10 protein-coding genes and 2 rRNA genes are annotated in these 16,769 nt (G+C 63.0%); 1 reads left to right on the top strand and 11 read right to left on the bottom strand.

Annotated features, from left to right (window positions below):
* Positions 1-12 precede the first annotated feature (12 nt).
* The 7 genes from WS49_RS27355 to coq7 all read right to left on the bottom strand — a co-directional run bounded on the left by WS49_RS27355 (position 13) and on the right by coq7 (position 7,540).
* The gene (locus WS49_RS27355; protein ID WP_059535161.1) at positions 13-1,419 is read right to left on the bottom strand and encodes a UDP-N-acetylmuramoyl-tripeptide--D-alanyl-D-alanine ligase; all 1,407 of its coding nucleotides are present in this window, start codon (positions 1,417-1,419) and stop codon (positions 13-15) included.
* Complete coding sequence (locus WS49_RS27350) at positions 1,416-2,954, bottom strand: UDP-N-acetylmuramoyl-L-alanyl-D-glutamate--2,6-diaminopimelate ligase (protein WP_059535160.1); 1,539 nt, start codon at positions 2,952-2,954, stop codon at positions 1,416-1,418. The genes WS49_RS27355 and WS49_RS27350 overlap by 4 nt, the downstream gene beginning before the upstream one ends.
* Complete coding sequence (locus WS49_RS27345) at positions 2,951-4,798, bottom strand: peptidoglycan D,D-transpeptidase FtsI family protein (RefSeq protein WP_059535159.1); 1,848 nt, start codon at positions 4,796-4,798, stop codon at positions 2,951-2,953. The genes WS49_RS27350 and WS49_RS27345 overlap by 4 nt, the downstream gene beginning before the upstream one ends.
* A complete protein-coding gene (gene ftsL / locus WS49_RS27340; RefSeq protein WP_059535158.1) occupies positions 4,795-5,136 on the bottom strand; it encodes a cell division protein FtsL in 342 nt (113 codons plus the stop codon). The genes WS49_RS27345 and ftsL overlap by 4 nt, the downstream gene beginning before the upstream one ends.
* Positions 5,133-6,074 (bottom strand): 16S rRNA (cytosine(1402)-N(4))-methyltransferase RsmH, encoded by a 942-nt coding sequence (rsmH, locus tag WS49_RS27335; protein WP_059535156.1) that lies wholly within the window; start codon positions 6,072-6,074, stop codon positions 5,133-5,135. Before rsmH ends, ftsL begins: the two co-directional genes overlap by 4 nt.
* A gap of 23 nt (positions 6,075-6,097) precedes the next feature.
* The gene (gene mraZ / locus WS49_RS27330; protein ID WP_059535154.1) at positions 6,098-6,526 is read right to left on the bottom strand and encodes a division/cell wall cluster transcriptional repressor MraZ; all 429 of its coding nucleotides are present in this window, start codon (positions 6,524-6,526) and stop codon (positions 6,098-6,100) included.
* Between the two features lie 387 nt (positions 6,527-6,913).
* Positions 6,914-7,540, bottom strand: a complete 627-nt coding sequence (gene coq7, locus WS49_RS27325) for a 2-polyprenyl-3-methyl-6-methoxy-1,4-benzoquinone monooxygenase (protein WP_059535152.1) — start codon at positions 7,538-7,540, stop codon at positions 6,914-6,916.
* Positions 7,541-7,817: 277 nt separating this feature from the next.
* Between coq7 and WS49_RS27320 the strand changes: the two genes are divergently transcribed.
* Positions 7,818-8,975 carry a porin gene (locus WS49_RS27320; RefSeq protein WP_059535150.1) on the top strand — a complete coding sequence of 386 codons (1,158 nt, stop codon included), beginning with the start codon at positions 7,818-7,820 and terminating at the stop codon, positions 8,973-8,975.
* Positions 8,976-9,301: 326 nt separating this feature from the next.
* Here the strand turns inward: WS49_RS27320 and WS49_RS27315 are convergent, their stop codons facing one another.
* The 4 genes from WS49_RS27315 to WS49_RS27300 all read right to left on the bottom strand — a co-directional run bounded on the left by WS49_RS27315 (position 9,302) and on the right by WS49_RS27300 (position 16,751).
* Positions 9,302-10,975 (bottom strand): long-chain fatty acid--CoA ligase, encoded by a 1,674-nt coding sequence (locus WS49_RS27315; RefSeq protein WP_059535148.1) that lies wholly within the window; start codon positions 10,973-10,975, stop codon positions 9,302-9,304.
* Positions 10,976-11,111: 136 nt separating this feature from the next.
* Positions 11,112-13,187, bottom strand: coding sequence for a molybdopterin-containing oxidoreductase family protein (locus WS49_RS27310; RefSeq protein WP_059535146.1), 2,076 nt, complete (start codon positions 13,185-13,187; stop codon positions 11,112-11,114).
* A gap of 388 nt (positions 13,188-13,575) precedes the next feature.
* Positions 13,576-13,688, bottom strand: a 5S ribosomal RNA gene (rrf, locus tag WS49_RS27305).
* Positions 13,689-13,870: 182 nt separating this feature from the next.
* Positions 13,871-16,751, bottom strand: a 23S ribosomal RNA gene (locus tag WS49_RS27300).
* Between the last annotated feature and the right edge of the window lie 18 nt (positions 16,752-16,769).

Here is a 16,769-nt window from a genome sequence, read left to right as displayed (position 1 = left end):
CCTTCCTTCTACTCAGTGTGCCGCGGGCACCGTGCCCGCCGCGGGTTGTTTCGTCAGCGCGTCGACCACGCGCTCCATCTTCATGTACCGCGAGCCCTTCACGAGCACCGTTGCCTGCGCGCCGTAGCCCGCCGCGAGCAGCGCCGTCACCAGCGCGCCGACGTCGCCGAAATGGCGGGCCGTGTCGCCGTACGCGGTACATGCATCGCGCGACGCATCGCCGAGCGCGAACAGCGCATCGATACCGCGCTCGCGCGCATATGCGCCGATCTCCCGGTGAAATGCCGGGCCTTCGTCGCCCACCTCGCCCATGTCGCCGATCACCAGCACGCGCGGCGCCGGTTGTGCGGCCAGCACGTCGATCGCCGCGCGCATCGAATCGGGGTTCGCGTTGTAGGTGTCGTCGACGACCGTCGCGCCCGCGAGGCCGCCGACGTCCGCTCGCCGGACCTGCAAACGGCCCTTGACCGGCTCGAACGATTCGAGACCCTGCTTGATCGCGGTCAGCTCGATACCGGCCGCGAGCGTCGCGGCCGTGGCCGCCAAGGCGTTGCGTGCGTTGTGCTCGCCGAGTGCGCGCAGCCGCACCGTCACCGAGCCGGACGGCGTGTCGATCGCAAGCTCGCCGCCGTGCAGACGGCCCGTGACCTGCGCATCGATCTGCCGTTCGGCGTCGTGCAGCGCGAAATCGAGAATCCGGTTGCCGGTCGCCGCGACACGCCAGATACCGGCGTACGCGTCGTCGGCCGGAAACACCGCGACGCCATCCGGCGTCAGCGCGTGGATCACGGCCGCGTGTTCGAGCGCGACCGCCTCGACCGTCGCCATGAATTCCTGGTGTTCACGCTGCGCATTGTTGACGAGCGCGACGGTCGGCGCCGCGATGCGCGCGAGAACTTCGGTCTCGCCCGGGTGATTCATCCCGAGCTCGATCACCGCGACGCGATGCGCGTCCGACAGGCGCAGCAGCGTCAGCGGCACGCCGATGTCGTTGTTCAGGTTGCCGGCCGTCGCCAGCCGCGCGTCTGCGCCGACTGCCGCCGTAAAGATCGACGCGATCATTTCCTTGACGGTCGTCTTGCCGTTGCTGCCCGTCACCGCGACGAGCGGCACCGCGAAGCGCTTGCGCCAGCCGTGCGCGAGCGCGCCGAGCGCGGCACGCGTTTCACCGCCCTCGACGACCGGCATCGCAAGGCCCGCCGGCGCATGCGCGACGAGCGCCGCGGCCGCGCCGCGCGCGGCCACGTCGCCGAGGAAGTCGTGCGCGTCGAAGCGCTCACCCTTCAGCGCGACGAACAGGTCGCCCGGGCCGACCGTGCGGCTGTCCGTCGACACGCGCTCGAAGGTGGTGTCCGGATCGCCGTGGACGGTCGCGCCGGGAATCAGGCGCGCGGCTTCGCCGAGACTGAGCATCGTCATTCGCCGCCTCCCTTGCCGTGCGTCGCGCGTGCCGCGAGCGCGAGCCGCGCGTGATCCTGATCGGAGAACGCGCGCTTCTTGCCCATGATTTCCTGCGTCGCCTCGTGCCCCTTGCCGGCCAGCACGACGACGTCCTCGCGGGCGGCACCGCGCACGGCCTGCAGAATCGCGCTCGCGCGATCCTCGATGCGGCGTGCGCGATCGGGCGCGGTCATCCCCGCGATGACCTGGTCGATGATGCGCTGCGGATCCTCGCTGCGCGGATTGTCGCTCGTGACGACGACTTCGTCGGCGAGCCGCTCGGCGATCGCGCCCATCAGCGGGCGCTTCGTCGCGTCGCGATCGCCGCCGCAGCCGAACATGCAGACGAGCCGCCCGCCGCGCGCCGCCGCGATCGGGCGCAATGCATCGAGCGTCTTGTCGAGCGCATCGGGCGTGTGCGCGTAGTCGATCACGACCAGCGGTTCGTCGTTCTGCAGCCGGCCGCCAAGGCGCTGCATGCGCCCGTTGACGGACTCGAGCCGCGCAATCTCCGCGACGGCCGCGTCGAACGGCACGTCGGCCGCGAGCAGCGAGCCGAGCACCGCGAGCAGGTTGCTGACGTTGAACGTGCCGAGCGTGCCGACCTCGACGTCCGCGTCGCCCCACGACGAGCGCAGGCGGAAAGCCGTGCCCGTGGCGGTCGCGCGCACGTCGATCGCGACCAGCTCGCGATCGGCGTCGGCCGCCTGCGCGTCGCCGATCCCGTATGCGATCGTGCGCACGCGGCCGGCCAGCTTCTCGAGCAGCCGGCGGCCGGCTTCGTCGTCGCGATTGACGACCGCCGCGCGCAGACCGCGCCACGCGAACAGCTTCGACTTCGCCGCTTCGTACGCGTCGAACGTGCCGTGATAGTCGAGGTGATCCTGCGTGAGGTTCGTGAAGACGGCGATGTCGAATGCCGTGCCGTTCACGCGGCCCTGATGCAGCGCGTGCGAAGACACTTCCATCGCGACGGCCTTCGCGCCCGCGTCGTGCAGTTGCGCGAGGCTGCGCTGCAGCTGCGGCGCATCAGGTGTCGTGAAACCGGTCGGCACCAGCTGCCCCGGCATGCCGCTGCCGAGCGTGCCGATCAGCGCGCACGGCTGGTGCAGCGCCGTCAGCGCGGCCGCGATCCATTGCGTGCAGGACGTCTTGCCGTTGGTGCCGGTCACGCCGATGGCGAGCAGGCTGTCGCTCGGGTCGCCGTACCAGCCGCTGGCGATCTCGCCGGCCAGCTGGTCGAGCGCCGGCACCGCGAGTGCGACGGGCACGGCCGGCGCGGCTTCGAGGCCTTCCGGCTGATACAGCACGGCGGCCGCGCCGCGCGCGACGGCATCGGAAATGAAGGCGCGATTGTCTGCCCCGTCGACCGCATAGCCGAGGAACACGTCGCCGGCCTTCAGGCTGCGCGTGTCGGCATGCAGTTGCGCCGCGGGGGCCACATGCTGGCGCAGCCACGCAAGCGCGGCCGCGATCTGCTGATGCGCCGGATGGGAACTGCGAGCGGCGCTCATCGAACAACTCCTGGTGAATTACGTGTCGTGCTGGATACGATCATATGCTTCGCGCCGCCGCCCGCGGCGAGCTTTTGCGGGCCCGTCCCGGCGGGCGCGCCAGGCGCGTCGTCGGACACGACGAGCTGCTTGATCGGCATGTTCGGCGGCACGTTCAGCGCGCGCATCGTATCGCCCGCGATCGCCGAGAATACGGGGCCCGACACCTGGCCGCCGAAGTGGCTGCCGGCGGTCGGCTCGTCGACCGACACCGCGATCACGACGCGCGGATTCGGCATCGGCGCCATGCCGACGAACGACGCGCGGTACTTGCGCGTGTAGCCGTGACCTTCATGCTTGTACGCGGTACCGCTCTTGCCGCCGACCCGATAACCCGGCACGGCCGCATCCGGCGACGTGCCGCCCGGCGCCACCACCGTTTCGAGCATCGCGCGCACTTCGCGCGCGGTGGTCGGGTTGAACACCTGCGTGCCCACGATCGGCTGATTGGGGTCGGTCTTGAAAATGGTCACGGGCATCAGCTCGCCGTCATGCGCGATCGCCGTGTAGGCGCGCGCGAGCTGGAACAGCGACACCGACAGGCCGTAGCCGTACGACATCGTCGCCTGCTCGATGCGGCGCCAGCTCTTCCACGGACGCAGCCGACCGGCCACCGCGCCCGGGAACCCGACCTTCGGCGCCTGGCCGAGGCCGATGCTCGTATACATATTCCACATTTCCTCGGGCCGCATCGTCATCGCGATCTTCGTCGCACCGATGTTGCTCGACTTCTGGATCACGCCGCCGACCGTCAGCGTGCCGAAACCTGCGTCGTCGGTGATCGGAGCGCCGTCGAGCACGAAATGCCCGTTGCCCGTCTCGACGAGCGTATTCGGCGTCACGCGGTGCAGATCGAGCGCGAGCGACACCGTAAAGGGCTTCATGATCGAACCCGGTTCGAACACGTCGGTCATGATCCGGTTGCGCAACTGCTCGCCCGTCATGCGCGAGCGGTCGTTCGGGTTGTACGTCGGGTAGTTGACGAGCGCCAGCACCTCGCCGGTGCGCACGTCGACGACCATCGCCGCGCCGGCCTTCGCCTTGAACTTCTCGACGGCGGCCTTCAGGTTCGCATACGCGATGTACTGGATCTTGCTGTCGATCGACAGGTCGACGTCCGTCCCGTTGTGCGGCGGAATCTGTTCGGCGACGTCCTCGACGATGTGCCCCATCCGGTCCTTGATCACGCGGCGCACGCCGGATGTGCCGGACAGCATCTTCTGGTCGCCGAGTTCGACGCCCTCCTGCCCTTCGTCCTCGACGTTCGTGAAGCCGATCAGGTGAGCGGTGATCTCGCCTTCCGGATAGAAGCGCTTGTATTCGTTGCGCTGATAGATACCGGGAATGTCGAGCGCGGCGACCTTGTCCGCGACGTCGATCGGCACCTGGCGCTTTACGTAGACGAAACCCTTGTCCTGCGACAGCTTCACGCGCAGTTCCTTCGGCGTCATGCCGAGGAGCTTGCCGAGCTGGTTGACCTTGCCGGCGTCGAGATCGTCCGGCACGGCGTCCGGAATCGCCCAGATCGCGCGCACGGGCAGACTCGTCGCGAGCACGAGCCCGTTACGGTCGAGGATCTTGCCGCGCGTGGCCGGCAGCTCGATCGTGCGCTGGTAGCGGCTCTCGCCCTGCTTCTGATAGAACGCGTTGCCGGGGCCCTGGATCCAGAATGCCCGCGCGGCGAGCGCGACGAACGCCATGAACAGCAGGAACACGACGAGTTTCGAGCGCCACATCGGCAGGTGCACGCCGAGCACGGGGCTCGACGAGAACTTCACGTCCTGGCGCTTTTGCGACGGCTTCATCGCGCGCCTCCGTTGCCCTTGGTGGCCGTATCGGCCGACGCGGGAATCGGCGCGTCGATCGCCTTCGCGGCGCCCGACGGCAGCGTCAGGTACTGGGTGCGCCCCGTCGTGATCGGCTGCATCTTCAGCGAATCGTTCGCGAGCTGCTCGATGCGGGACGTCTTGGACAGCGCGCTCTGCTGATATTGAAGCTGCGCGTAGTCCTGCTGGAGCTGACGCTCCTGCGACTGCGCGCGCTGCAGCTGAATGAAGATCTGGCGCTGCTGGTTCGTCGAGTTGACGACCGACAGCGCGCAGCCCATCACGATGATCAGCAGGAAGATGTTGAAGCGGCTCATGGCGTGACGCGCTCCGCGATGCGCATCACGGCCGACCGGGCGCGCGGATTCGCGGCGACTTCCGCCTCGCTCGGGAACTGACGGCTGATGATCTTGAGCGGCGGGCTCGGGAGGTCGACGGCGCGGATCGGCAGGCGACGATCGACCGCGGGCGCACTCGCGTGCGCCTGCATGAATCGCTTGACGATCCGGTCCTCGAGTGAATGAAAGCTGATGACCACCAGCCGCCCCCCTTGCTCCAGCAACGACAATGCCGCGTCTAGTACGACTTGCAGGTCCGCAAGCTCTTGATTGACGTGAATCCGTATAGCCTGAAAGGTGCGGGTTGCCGGATCCTTGCCCTTCTCACGGGTTTTGACGACGTTACCCACGATTTGGGCAAGCTCGCCCGTGGTGTCGAGAGGCCCAAGACGGTCGGACTCTGCCCGGCGAGCAACAAGCGCCTTTGCAATCTGAAAAGCAAACCGTTCTTCCCCATAATCTCGTATCACCTCCGTCAATTCCTGCACCGAAGCCCGCGCGAGCCACTCGGCCGCCGACTCGCCGCGCGTCGGGTCCATTCGCATGTCCAGCGGGCCATCCGCGCGAAAGCTGAAGCCGCGCGCCGGATCGTCCACCTGCGGCGAGGACACGCCCAGGTCCAGCAACACACCCGACACCTTCTCGACACCGCGCGCCGCAAGCGCGTCGCGCATCGATGCAAAGCTGTCATGCACGATCGAGAAGCGCGCATCCTCGATGCGCTGCGCCGTCTCGATCGCCCTCGGATCCTTGTCGAACGCGATCAGCCGGCCGCCCGGCGCCAGCCGCGCGAGCACCGCGCGGCTATGACCGCCGCGCCCGAACGTGCCGTCGACATAAATGCCGTCCGGCCGCGTCACGAGCGAATCGACCGCTTCGTCCAACAGTACGGTCCGATGCTGCAATTCGTTTCCCATCGCGGGCGTCTCCGTCACCGCAATCAGAACGTGAAGTTCTTCAGCGCGTCGGGCATGCCCTGCGCCATCGCTGCCTGCTCCCTCGCGATGTAGGTCTGCGAATCCCACAGCTCGAAGTGACTACCCATTCCCAACAACATGACTTCCTTTTCCAGTCCGGCCGCCATCCGCAGCTCGGGCGATACGAGAATCCGGCCTGCGCTGTCGAGATCGACATCCATCGCATTGCCGAGAAAAATTCGCCGCCACCAATGCGCGTCCATCGGCAGCGCGGCGATCTTGGCGCGGAATACTTCCCATTCGGGGCGCGGAAACAGCAACAGGCAGCCGTCCGGGTGCTTGGTCACAGTCACCCGTCCTTCTGCCTGTCCTTGCAGCGCTTCGCGATAGCGAGCCGGCACCGACATCCGCCCTTTCGCATCGAGCGTCAGCGCCGACGCCCCTTGGAACACTTTCCGCTCTCCCGTTCAGGGCACCGAAGCACCCGCTCAATGCTCAAGAATTTAGCCCGAATGGCCCGCTAAATCACACAAAAATACACTTTCTCACACTGTCTCCCACTTTAGTGGAAGGGTTTGGCACGGTCAAGGGAGCGGCCCGGTTTTTTGACGAATTTTGTTAGTTAGAACAAGGACTTACGCGCGCATGCTCATGCGGCCCCTCATACCAAAAACCGTTATAAATGAATGAGCTAGTGCAACTTGTGAAGGTGATACGTGAGAAAGGCGGGCCAGACTGGCGTGCGGACGGGGCTTTCGGGGGCGGGAAAACGCGGAAAAAACGGGCGGTATCGGGGACGGCGAACCAGGACGGCGTCGCGCGCCGCCCCGGCCCAAATGTCAGAGATAGTATGCAGTGCTCGTCATGACTTTCGACGCGGCACGCATCAGCATCCGCGCGGGCAGCGGCAGCTCGATCCCGCCGGCGTCGGTCGCGGCCTTGCCGTGCTTCACCTCGTCGAGCCGCATCTGCTCGACGATCGCACGCGACGCCGTGTCGGTCGGCGGCAGCTCGGACAGGTGCCCGTCGAGATGGCTCTCGACCTGGCGCTCCGTCTCCGCCATGAAGCCGAGGCTGACCTTGTCGCCCAGCGTGCCGGCGACGACGCCGATCGCGAGCGCGCCCGCGTACCACAGCGGGTTGAGCAGGCTCGGACGCGAATCGAGTTCCTTCAGCCGATGCGCGGTCCACGCGAGATGATCCTCCTCCTCGCGCGCGGCTTCCTCGAACATCGCCTTCGACGACGACGAGCGCGCGGTCAGCTTCTGCGCCTGATAAAGCGCCTGCGCGCAGACCTCGCCGACATGGTTCACGCGCATCAGCCCGGCGGCGTGCGTGCGCTCCGCGGGCGTCAGTTCGCCGGCCGGTGGCTCCGCCGGCGCGGGCACCGGGCGGCTCATCCGGCTAATGCCGGTCAGCGATCGCAGGCCGCGATCGAATTCGCTGATCAGTTCATCCAACACCATCCTGTTCTCCTGGCTGCGTGTGCTGCCGCGGGCGGCAAAGGCACGTGCTCCGCTGCGTAACCGACTTGATTATTCAGCGGAAATTGCGGTTAACCCGTGATTTTAACCATTGTTGCATAAAGGAAACATGGCAGCCTTGCGCCACGGCATTTCGCTTTGTCGGAAAAATCGGCTTTGCTACATTACGTGCAACTTCTTGCGAAGTTGACGGGGCCCGTCAACACAACATAACTATCCGCCCCGCCAAAAAAATTCAGTGTTTCTTGGAGATCCGTTAATGAAAAAGTCGCTTCTCGCGCTCGTCGCGCTGGGCGCGTTTGCTGGCGCAGCCCATGCGCAAAGCAGCGTGACGCTCTACGGCATCATCGATGAAGGCTTCATCTTCAACAACAACGCCAAGGGCGGCCACTTGTACGGTCTGGCAAGCGGCGTGATGCAAGGCAGCCGCTTCGGCCTGCGCGGCACCGAAGATCTGGGCAGCGGCCTGAAGGCGATCTTCGTGCTCGAAAACGGTTTCGACGTCAACTCCGGCAAGCTGGGCCAGGGCGGCCTGATGTTCGGCCGCCAGGCTTACGTCGGCCTGTCGAGCCAGTACGGTACGGTCACGCTGGGTCGCCAGTACGACTCCGTCGTCGACTTCGTCGGCCCGCTCGAGGCAGGCGACCAGTGGGGCGGCTACATCGCTGCTCACCCGGGCGACCTCGACAACTTCAACAACGCATATCGCGTGAACAACGCGGTCAAGTACACGAGCCCGACCTACGGCGGCTTCTCGTTCGGCGGCCTGTACAGCTTCGGCGGTCAAGCCGGCCAGTTCTCGAAGAACCAGGTCTGGTCGCTCGGCGCCGGTTACAACAACGGCCCGCTGGTGTTGGGTGTCGGCTACTTGAACGCACGCACGCCGGCGAACTTCGGCGGCATGTTCAACACCGGCGCGTCGGCTGCAGCGACGGCCGTGTCGTCGCCGGTCTACGGCGCATATGCGAACAGCGCGAACACGTACCAGGTCATCGGTGCGGGCGGTGCGTATACGTTCGGCGCAGCAACGATCGGCGCAACGTACTCGAACACGAAGTTCAAGGGCTTCTCGGTCGGTCCGTTCGTGAACCAGACCGCGACGTTCAACAACGGCGAAATCAACTTCAAGTATCAGCTGACCCCGGCGCTGATCGTCGGCGCGGCGTACGACTACACGCAAGGCAGCAAGATCGACGGCAACTCGGCAGCCAAGTACCACCAAGGCTCGCTGGGCGTCGACTACTTCCTGTCCAAGCGCACGGACGTCTACGTGATCGGCGTGTACCAGCATGCGTCGGGCAACGCGCTGAACTCGAAGGGCGAGGTCATTCCGGCAACGGCGTCGATCAACGGTCTCGACCCGTCGAGCACCAGCAACCAGGTTGCAGCGCGCGTCGGCATCCGTCACAAGTTCTAATCAGCTTGACTGACAAGCCGCAGCATATTGAAGGCGCCTTCGGGCGCCTTTTTCTTTTGCGGCGGCGAAGCGGTGGGCGGCGAACCGTTCGCGACGTCTCATCGACGTGAAGGCCGCCGCTGCCGGCGGGTGGCACGCACCGAGGTACCGCGCCATACGGATCGCGGCCGGCGGCGGCCCGATCGAGCCGCTCCGTCGGCCACGGCGCATCCCGGTAGAACGCGCGCCGTTACTGCGACCGTCGAACCACGACGCGGCATCCTCGATGCCGGCACCACAAATAAAAAAGCCCGGCACTGGCCGGGCTGGTTGATTCGACTTCGGTGTTACGCGCGTCCGTCGCGCAGTTCGCGCCGCAGGATCTTGCCGACATTCGTCTTCGGCAGCTCCGTGCGGAACTCGACGAGTTTCGGCCGCTTGTAGCCGGTGAGCCGCTCCTTGCAGTACGCGAGGATGTCCTTGTCGGTAAGCGCCGGATCCTTCTTCACGACGAACAGCTTCACGGCTTCGCCCGAGTGCTCGTCCGGCACGCCGACCGCCGCCACCTCGAACACGCCCGGGTGCGACGCCACCACGTCCTCGACCTCGTTCGGATACACGTTGAAACCGGATACCAGGATCATGTCCTTCTTCCGGTCGACGATCTTCACGTAACCGCGCGCGTCCATCACGCCGACGTCGCCGGTCTTGAAGAAACCGTCCGGGAACATGACCTTCGCGGTTTCGTCCGGACGGTTCCAGTAGCCGGCCATGACCTGCGGCCCGCGGATGCAGATCTCGCCCGGCTCGCCGAGCGCGACGTCGTTGCCGGCGTCATCGCGGATGGCCACTTCCGTCGACGGCAGCGGCAGGCCGATCGTCCCGCTGTATTCGGTCGCGGTCACCGGGTTGCAGGTCGCGACCGGCGAAGTCTCCGACAGGCCGTAGCCCTCGACGATCGCCGTATGGGTCTTCTCATACCAGCGCTTCGCGACGCCTTCCTGGATCGCCATGCCGCCACCATTGGCGATCACGAGCTTCGACAGGTCGAGCTGATTGAATTCGGGATGGTTCAGCAGTGCGTTGTACAGCGTGTTGACGGCCGGAATCGTCGAGATCTGGTACCCCTTCAACTCCTTGATCATGCCGCCGATGTCGCGCGGATTCGGGATCAGGACGCCCATGCCGCCCGTGCGCATCGTCAGGAAGCCGCAGACCGTCAGCGCGAACACGTGATAGAGCGGCAGCGCGACAACCGTCACGAACTGTTTCACCTCGGGGTACTTCTCGTGCGCCGGATGATGCCATGCGCCCGCCTGCAGCACGTTCGACACGATGTTCCGGTGCAGCAGCGTCGCGCCCTTCGCGACACCCGTCGTACCGCCCGTGTACTGGAGGAACGCGACGTCGTCGGGGCCGAGCTTCTCTGCCTTGAAGGTCTGCCGCGCACCTTCCGACAGCGCGGCCTTGAAGCGCGTGAACGACGGAAGCTGCCACGCCGGCACCATCTTCTTCACGTTGCGCACGACGTAATTGACGAGCCAGCCCTTGATGCCCAGCAGATCGCCCATCGACGCGACCACGACATGCTTGACCGCAGTATTGGCGATGACGGCCTGCAGCGTCGACGCGAAATTCTCGAGAATGACGATCGCCTCCGCTCCGCTGTCCTTCAGCTGATGTTCGAGCTCGCGCGGCGTGTAGAGCGGGTTGACGTTGACGACGGTGAAGCCCGCGCGGAGCACCGCGACGATCGCCACCGGGTACTGCAGCACGTTCGGCATCATGAGCGCGACGCGCGCGCCGCGCTTCAGGCCGCGCGACTGCAACCACGCGCCGAACTGGCGCGACAGCGCATCGAGTTCGCCGTACGTGATGCTCTTGCCCATGCAGACGAACGCCTTGCGGTCACGATACTGCCTGAAGCTTTCGTCGAGGAGATCCGGGATGGAAGGATACGGGGACGCGTCAATTTCGGCTGGAACGCCGGGTGGGTACGATTTCAGCCAAATTTTGTTCATACTTCGCGTCTCCTCACAGATTTTCGAATGGTCGTGCTAAAACGCATCGTAGCGGCTCGTCCATGCTGAGACAACAGGGTTAGATGCCCACTTCGAACTTTCGGATACATTCGTCTGATGGTATCAAGAAGTTCGGTCAAATCCGCTCAACTTCCACCAGACAATCGTAAAACGTCGCCGAGTTGCCGAGATCGGTCAGCGCCTGGCTCGTCACTTCGTTCGCGTTCCGTCCATCCGCCGACAGTTTCTTCCACCAGATCGACAGTCCGACGACGAGCCCCGCGCGCGCACGATCGGTCACTCTCGCGACCGCCTGCATCGATCCGCGGTCGTTGAAGATGCGCACGATGTCGCCCTCCCCGATGCCGCGCGCGTCGGCGTCGGCCGGGTGTATATCGAGGTGCGGCTGGCCTTCCGTACTGCGCAGGCTGTCCACGTTCACGAACGTGCTGTTCAGGAAGTGGCGGGCCGGCGGGGAAATCATCGCCAGTGGATAGCGAGCGGCGAGTTCAGGCGCGGCCTCCGCCGATTCGAACGGCGGCAGATAATCAGGCACCGGGTCCATGCCCATCTGCTCGAGCCGCGCACTGTAGAACTCGCATTTGCCGGACGGTGTGCGAAAGCCGCCATTCGCGAAAGGCGCGTCCGCCACCTTGAGCTTCAGCCAGCCGGCACGCTTCAACGTGTCCCAATCGCTGTCGAGTGCCGGATCGTCCCAACGGAGCGCCGTCTGCGCAACCTCTTCGTCACTGTGATAAAGCGCGGGCTCGTCGAGCCCCATGCTGCGTGCGATGCCCCGAAAGATTTCCGTGTTCGGCCGTGCGTCGCCGACTGGCGGAATTGCCGGTAGATTCGCCATCACATAGGTGTGGCCGTACGACTTGTGGACGTCGAGATGCTCGAGTTGCGTCGTGGCCGGCAACACAATGTCGGCGAAATCGACCGTATCTGTCTTGAAGTGCTCTAGAACGACCGTGAACAGATCTTCGCGCGCGAACCCGGCGGCAACTTTCGACGAGTCGGGCGCGACCGCGACGGGATTCGAGTTGTAGACGATCACCGCTTCGAGCTTCGGCCCGAAGGTGGCGTCGCCCGGATGCAGCAGCGCATCGCCGATTGCATTCATGTTGATGATGCGCGGCAGTTTGTGAGGCCAGCCGGGCATCAGATCCGGACGCAGCAGCCCCGCCTGATTGACCGGTGCGGATTCCGACGACGACAGCAGAAGCCCGCCGGCCCGGTCGCGCCACGCGCCTGTCAGCGCGGGCAGGCTCGCTATCGCGCGCACGGCATTGCCGCCGCCGCGCACGCGCTGCATGCCGTAATTGAGGCGAATCGACGCCTTGCGGGTCGCGCCGTAACGACGTGCGAGTTCGATCAATTCCGACGCTTCGATGCCGCAGATTTGCGCGACACGCTCCGGCGGATAGGACAGGGCTCGCGCCTTGAGCGCGTCGAAGCCGAGCGTATGACGCGCGATGTAGTCGTGATCGAGCAGATCTTCGGTAATCAGCACATGCATCATGCCGAGCGCGAACGCGCCGTCGGTGCCCGGTTTCAACGCGATGTGCTGATGGCATTTCTCGGCCGTCAGCGAGCGGTAGGGATCGATCGCGACCAGACGGGCGCCTCGACGCTTGGCTTCCTGCGCTCGGGTCCAGAAATGCAGACTGGATGCGATCGGGTTGGCGCCCCAGATCAGGATCAGTTCGCTTTCCTCGAAATGCTCGAGATGCATGCCGACGCTTCCACCATACGTGTAGCGCAGCCCCGCTGCACCGGCTGCGGCGCAGATGGTCCGCTCAAGCCGGGACGCACCGAGCTTATGGAAGAACCGCTGTGCAATGCCTTCGCCCTGCACGAGTCCCATCGTTCCCGCGTAGCTGTACGGCACGATCGCCTCCGGCGCGCGCGCGGCGATTTCCCCGAGACGACGACCGATCTCGTCAAGTGCTTCGCTCCAGCTGATCGGCACGAAGCGCCCTTCCCCCTTCGCGCCGATGCGCTTGAGGGGAACGGTGAGCCGGTCGGGATGATGAACGCGGTCGGCATATCGGCTGACTTTCGTACACAACACGCCCTGCGTGGGCGGATGGTCGGGATCGCCCGTCACCTTGATGGCCCGGCCGTTTTCGACGGTCACGCGCATTGCGCACGTATCCGGACAATCGTGAGGGCAAACGGCCCGAGCTATCTGAATGGCGGCGTTCATCGTTCTGGATGCGACTGGGGTGGAGATTCGCAAATTTTACGTGGATGGGCCGAATAAGGCCTCATTTCGCGCGAATTTCCCGCCTGTGCAGTGAGAAAACGGGGATGACGGATGAAAAATATCGATGCTGGACCGGCTCCGAATTGCCGATGCGACGATACGGACGTGGAGCGGGTGTTAGAAGTGCCTTGCCGAACCGGCCCGAGTCGCCTCCCTGGCTGGAGATTGCAGCGAATCGGCGGGGGATTGGTCCGGGATGATGGAAAGCGCTGGATTCCGGCGACGCGCTTGGGCCGCAAACGGAGAGGTTCGATTGCCTGCACTCGCATTTCCGCCGCCCCAATGCAAAAACCCCCGCCTGGTCGGGCGGGGGTTTCTGGCTAAGGGAGCCTGACGATTACCTACTTTCACACGGGAATCCGCACTATCATCGGCGTAGAGTCGTTTCACGGTCCTGTTCGGGATGGGAAGGGGTGGGACCGACTCGCTATGGTCATCAGGCAAAGAGGGTTGTCCTGCTGGCATGGCCAACAGAACCAATCTGGGAAGAAGCAGTAATTAGGTTGTGAGCTGTATCTCACACGTACGCGGTACTTCAACCGCAGTACGTCGAGTGCTTTGCACTCGACGTTCGACATTCGTAAGCGCTGAAGCGCTAACGACTGTCGAAACAGACTTGTTATAGGATCAAGCCTTACGGGCAATTAGTATCAGTTAGCTGAACGCATTACTGCGCTTACACACCTGACCTATCAACGTCCTGGTCTCGAACGACCCTTCAAGGGGATCTAGTCCCCAGGGATATCTCATCTTAAGGCGAGTTTCCCGCTTAGATGCTTTCAGCGGTTATCTCTTCCGAACATAGCTACCCGGCGATGCCACTGGCGTGACAACCGGTACACCAGAGGTTCGTCCACTCCGGTCCTCTCGTACTAGGAGCAGCCCCCTTCAAATATCCAACGCCCACGGCAGATAGGGACCAAACTGTCTCACGACGTTTTAAACCCAGCTCACGTACCTCTTTAAATGGCGAACAGCCATACCCTTGGGACCGGCTACAGCCCCAGGATGAGATGAGCCGACATCGAGGTGCCAAACACCGCCGTCGATATGAACTCTTGGGCGGTATCAGCCTGTTATCCCCAGAGTACCTTTTATCCGTTGAGCGATGGCCCTTCCATACAGAACCACCGGATCACTATGACCTGCTTTCGCACCTGCTCGACTTGTCGGTCTCGCAGTTAAGCACGCTTATGCCATTGCACTATCAGCACGATTTCCGACCGTACCTAGCGTACCTTCGTACTCCTCCGTTACGCTTTGGGAGGAGACCGCCCCAGTCAAACTGCCTACCATGCACTGTCCCCGACCCGGATCACGGGCCAAGGTTAGAACCTCAAACAAACCAGGGTGGTATTTCAAGGACGGCTCCACCGAAACTAGCGTTCCGGTTTCATAGCCTCCCACCTATCCTACACAGATCGGTTCAAAGTCCAATGCAAAGCTACAGTAAAGGTTCATGGGGTCTTTCCGTCTAGCCGCGGGTAGATTGCATCATCACAAACACTTCAACTTCGCTGAGTCTCGGGAGGAGACAGTGTGGCCATCGTTACGCCATTCGTGCAGGTCGGAACTTACCCGACAAGGAATTTCGCTACCTTAGGACCGTTATAGTTACGGCCGCCGTTTACCGGGACTTCAATCAAGAGCTTGCACCCCATCATTTAATCTTCCGGCACCGGGCAGGCGTCACACCCTATACGTCCACTTTCGTGTTTGCAGAGTGCTGTGTTTTTATTAAACAGTCGCAGCCACCAGTTTATTGCAACCCCTTCACCCTCCTGGCGCAGGCCAGTCAAGCTACAAGGGCGTACCTTATCCCGAAGTTACGGTACCAATTTGCCGAGTTCCTTCTCCCGAGTTCTCTCAAGCGCCTTAGAATACTCATCTCGCCCACCTGTGTCGGTTTGCGGTACGGTCATCGTTAGACTGAAGCTTAGAGGCTTTTCTTGGAACCACTTCCAATTGCTTCGCTCCCTAAGGAGCTCGCGCCACACCCTTGAATCCTGCGCCCGGATTTGCCTAAGCGCCTTCTCCAATGCAGCGACCGGGACTTCCAACACCCGGACAACCTTCCGCGATCCGTCCCCCCATCGCATCTAACAATGGTGCAGGAATATTGACCTGCTTCCCATCAGCTACGCATTTCTGCCTCGCCTTAGGGGCCGACTCACCCTACGCCGATGAACGTTGCGTAGGAAACCTTGGGCTTACGGCGAGGGGGCCTTTCACCCCCTTTATCGCTACTCATGTCAGCATTCGCACTTCCGATACCTCCAGCACCCTTTACAAGGCACCTTCGCAGGCTTACGGAACGCTCTCCTACCATGCGTGCAAGCACGCATCCGCAGCTTCGGTATATAGCTTAGCCCCGTTACATCTTCCGCGCAGGACGACTCGATCAGTGAGCTATTACGCTTTCTTTAAAGGGTGGCTGCTTCTAAGCCAACCTCCTGACTGTTTTAGCCTTCCCACTTCGTTTCCCACTTAGCTATATTTGGGGACCTTAGCTGGCGGTCTGGGTTGTTTCCCTCTTGACACCGGACGTTAGCACCCGATGTCTGTCTCCCGTGATTGCACTCTTCGGTATTCGGAGTTTGCTATGGCGGGGTAATCTGCAATAGACCCCCCAACCATGACAGTGCTCTACCCCCGAAGGTGAGACACGAGGCACTACCTAAATAGTTTTCGGAGAGAACCAGCTATTTCCAGGTTTGTTTAGCCTTTCACCCCTATCCACAGCTCATCCCCTAACTTTTCAACGTTAGTGGGTTCGGACCTCCAGTACGTGTTACCGCACCTTCATCCTGGCCATGGATAGATCACCTGGTTTCGGGTCTACGCCCAGCAACTGAACGCCCTATTCGGACTCGCTTTCGCTACGCCTGCCCTATACGGTTAAGCTTGCTACTGAACGTAAGTCGCTGACCCATTATACAAAAGGTACGCCGTCACCCCTTACGAGGCTCCGACTGTTTGTATGCATGCGGTTTCAGGATCTATTTCACTCCCCTCCCGGGGTTCTTTTCGCCTTTCCCTCACGGTACTGGTTCACTATCGGTCGATCACGAGTATTTAGCCTTGGAGGATGGTCCCCCCATCTTCAGACAGGATTTCACGTGTCCCGCCCTACTTGTCGCACACCTAGTTCTTTCATACTGTTTTCGCCTACAGGGCTATCACCTGCTATGGCCGCACTTTCCAGAGCGTTCGGCTAACAATACAAATAAAGAGTGCAAGGCTCATCCCATTTCGCTCGCCACTACTTTGGGAATCTCGGTTGATTTCTTTTCCTGCGGTTACTTAGATGTTTCAGTTCACCGCGTTCGCTTCGCATGGCCTATGTATTCAGCCATGGATACTCCAAAAGGAGTGGGTTTCCCCATTCGGACATCTACGGATCAAAGCTCGTTTGCCAGCTCCCCGTAGCTTTTCGCAGGCTACCGCGTCCTTCATCGCCTGTGATCGCCAAGGCATCCACCACATGCACTTGTTCGCTTGACCCTATAACGAGTCTGTCTC

The sequence above is a fragment of the Burkholderia sp. RF7-non_BP4 genome, from assembly GCF_001521935.1.
GTDB classification, from domain to species: domain Bacteria; phylum Pseudomonadota; class Gammaproteobacteria; order Burkholderiales; family Burkholderiaceae; genus Burkholderia; species Burkholderia diffusa.
The sequence above is the reverse complement of the archived record's forward strand: the minus strand, read 5'-3'. Positions and strand labels throughout refer to the sequence as shown.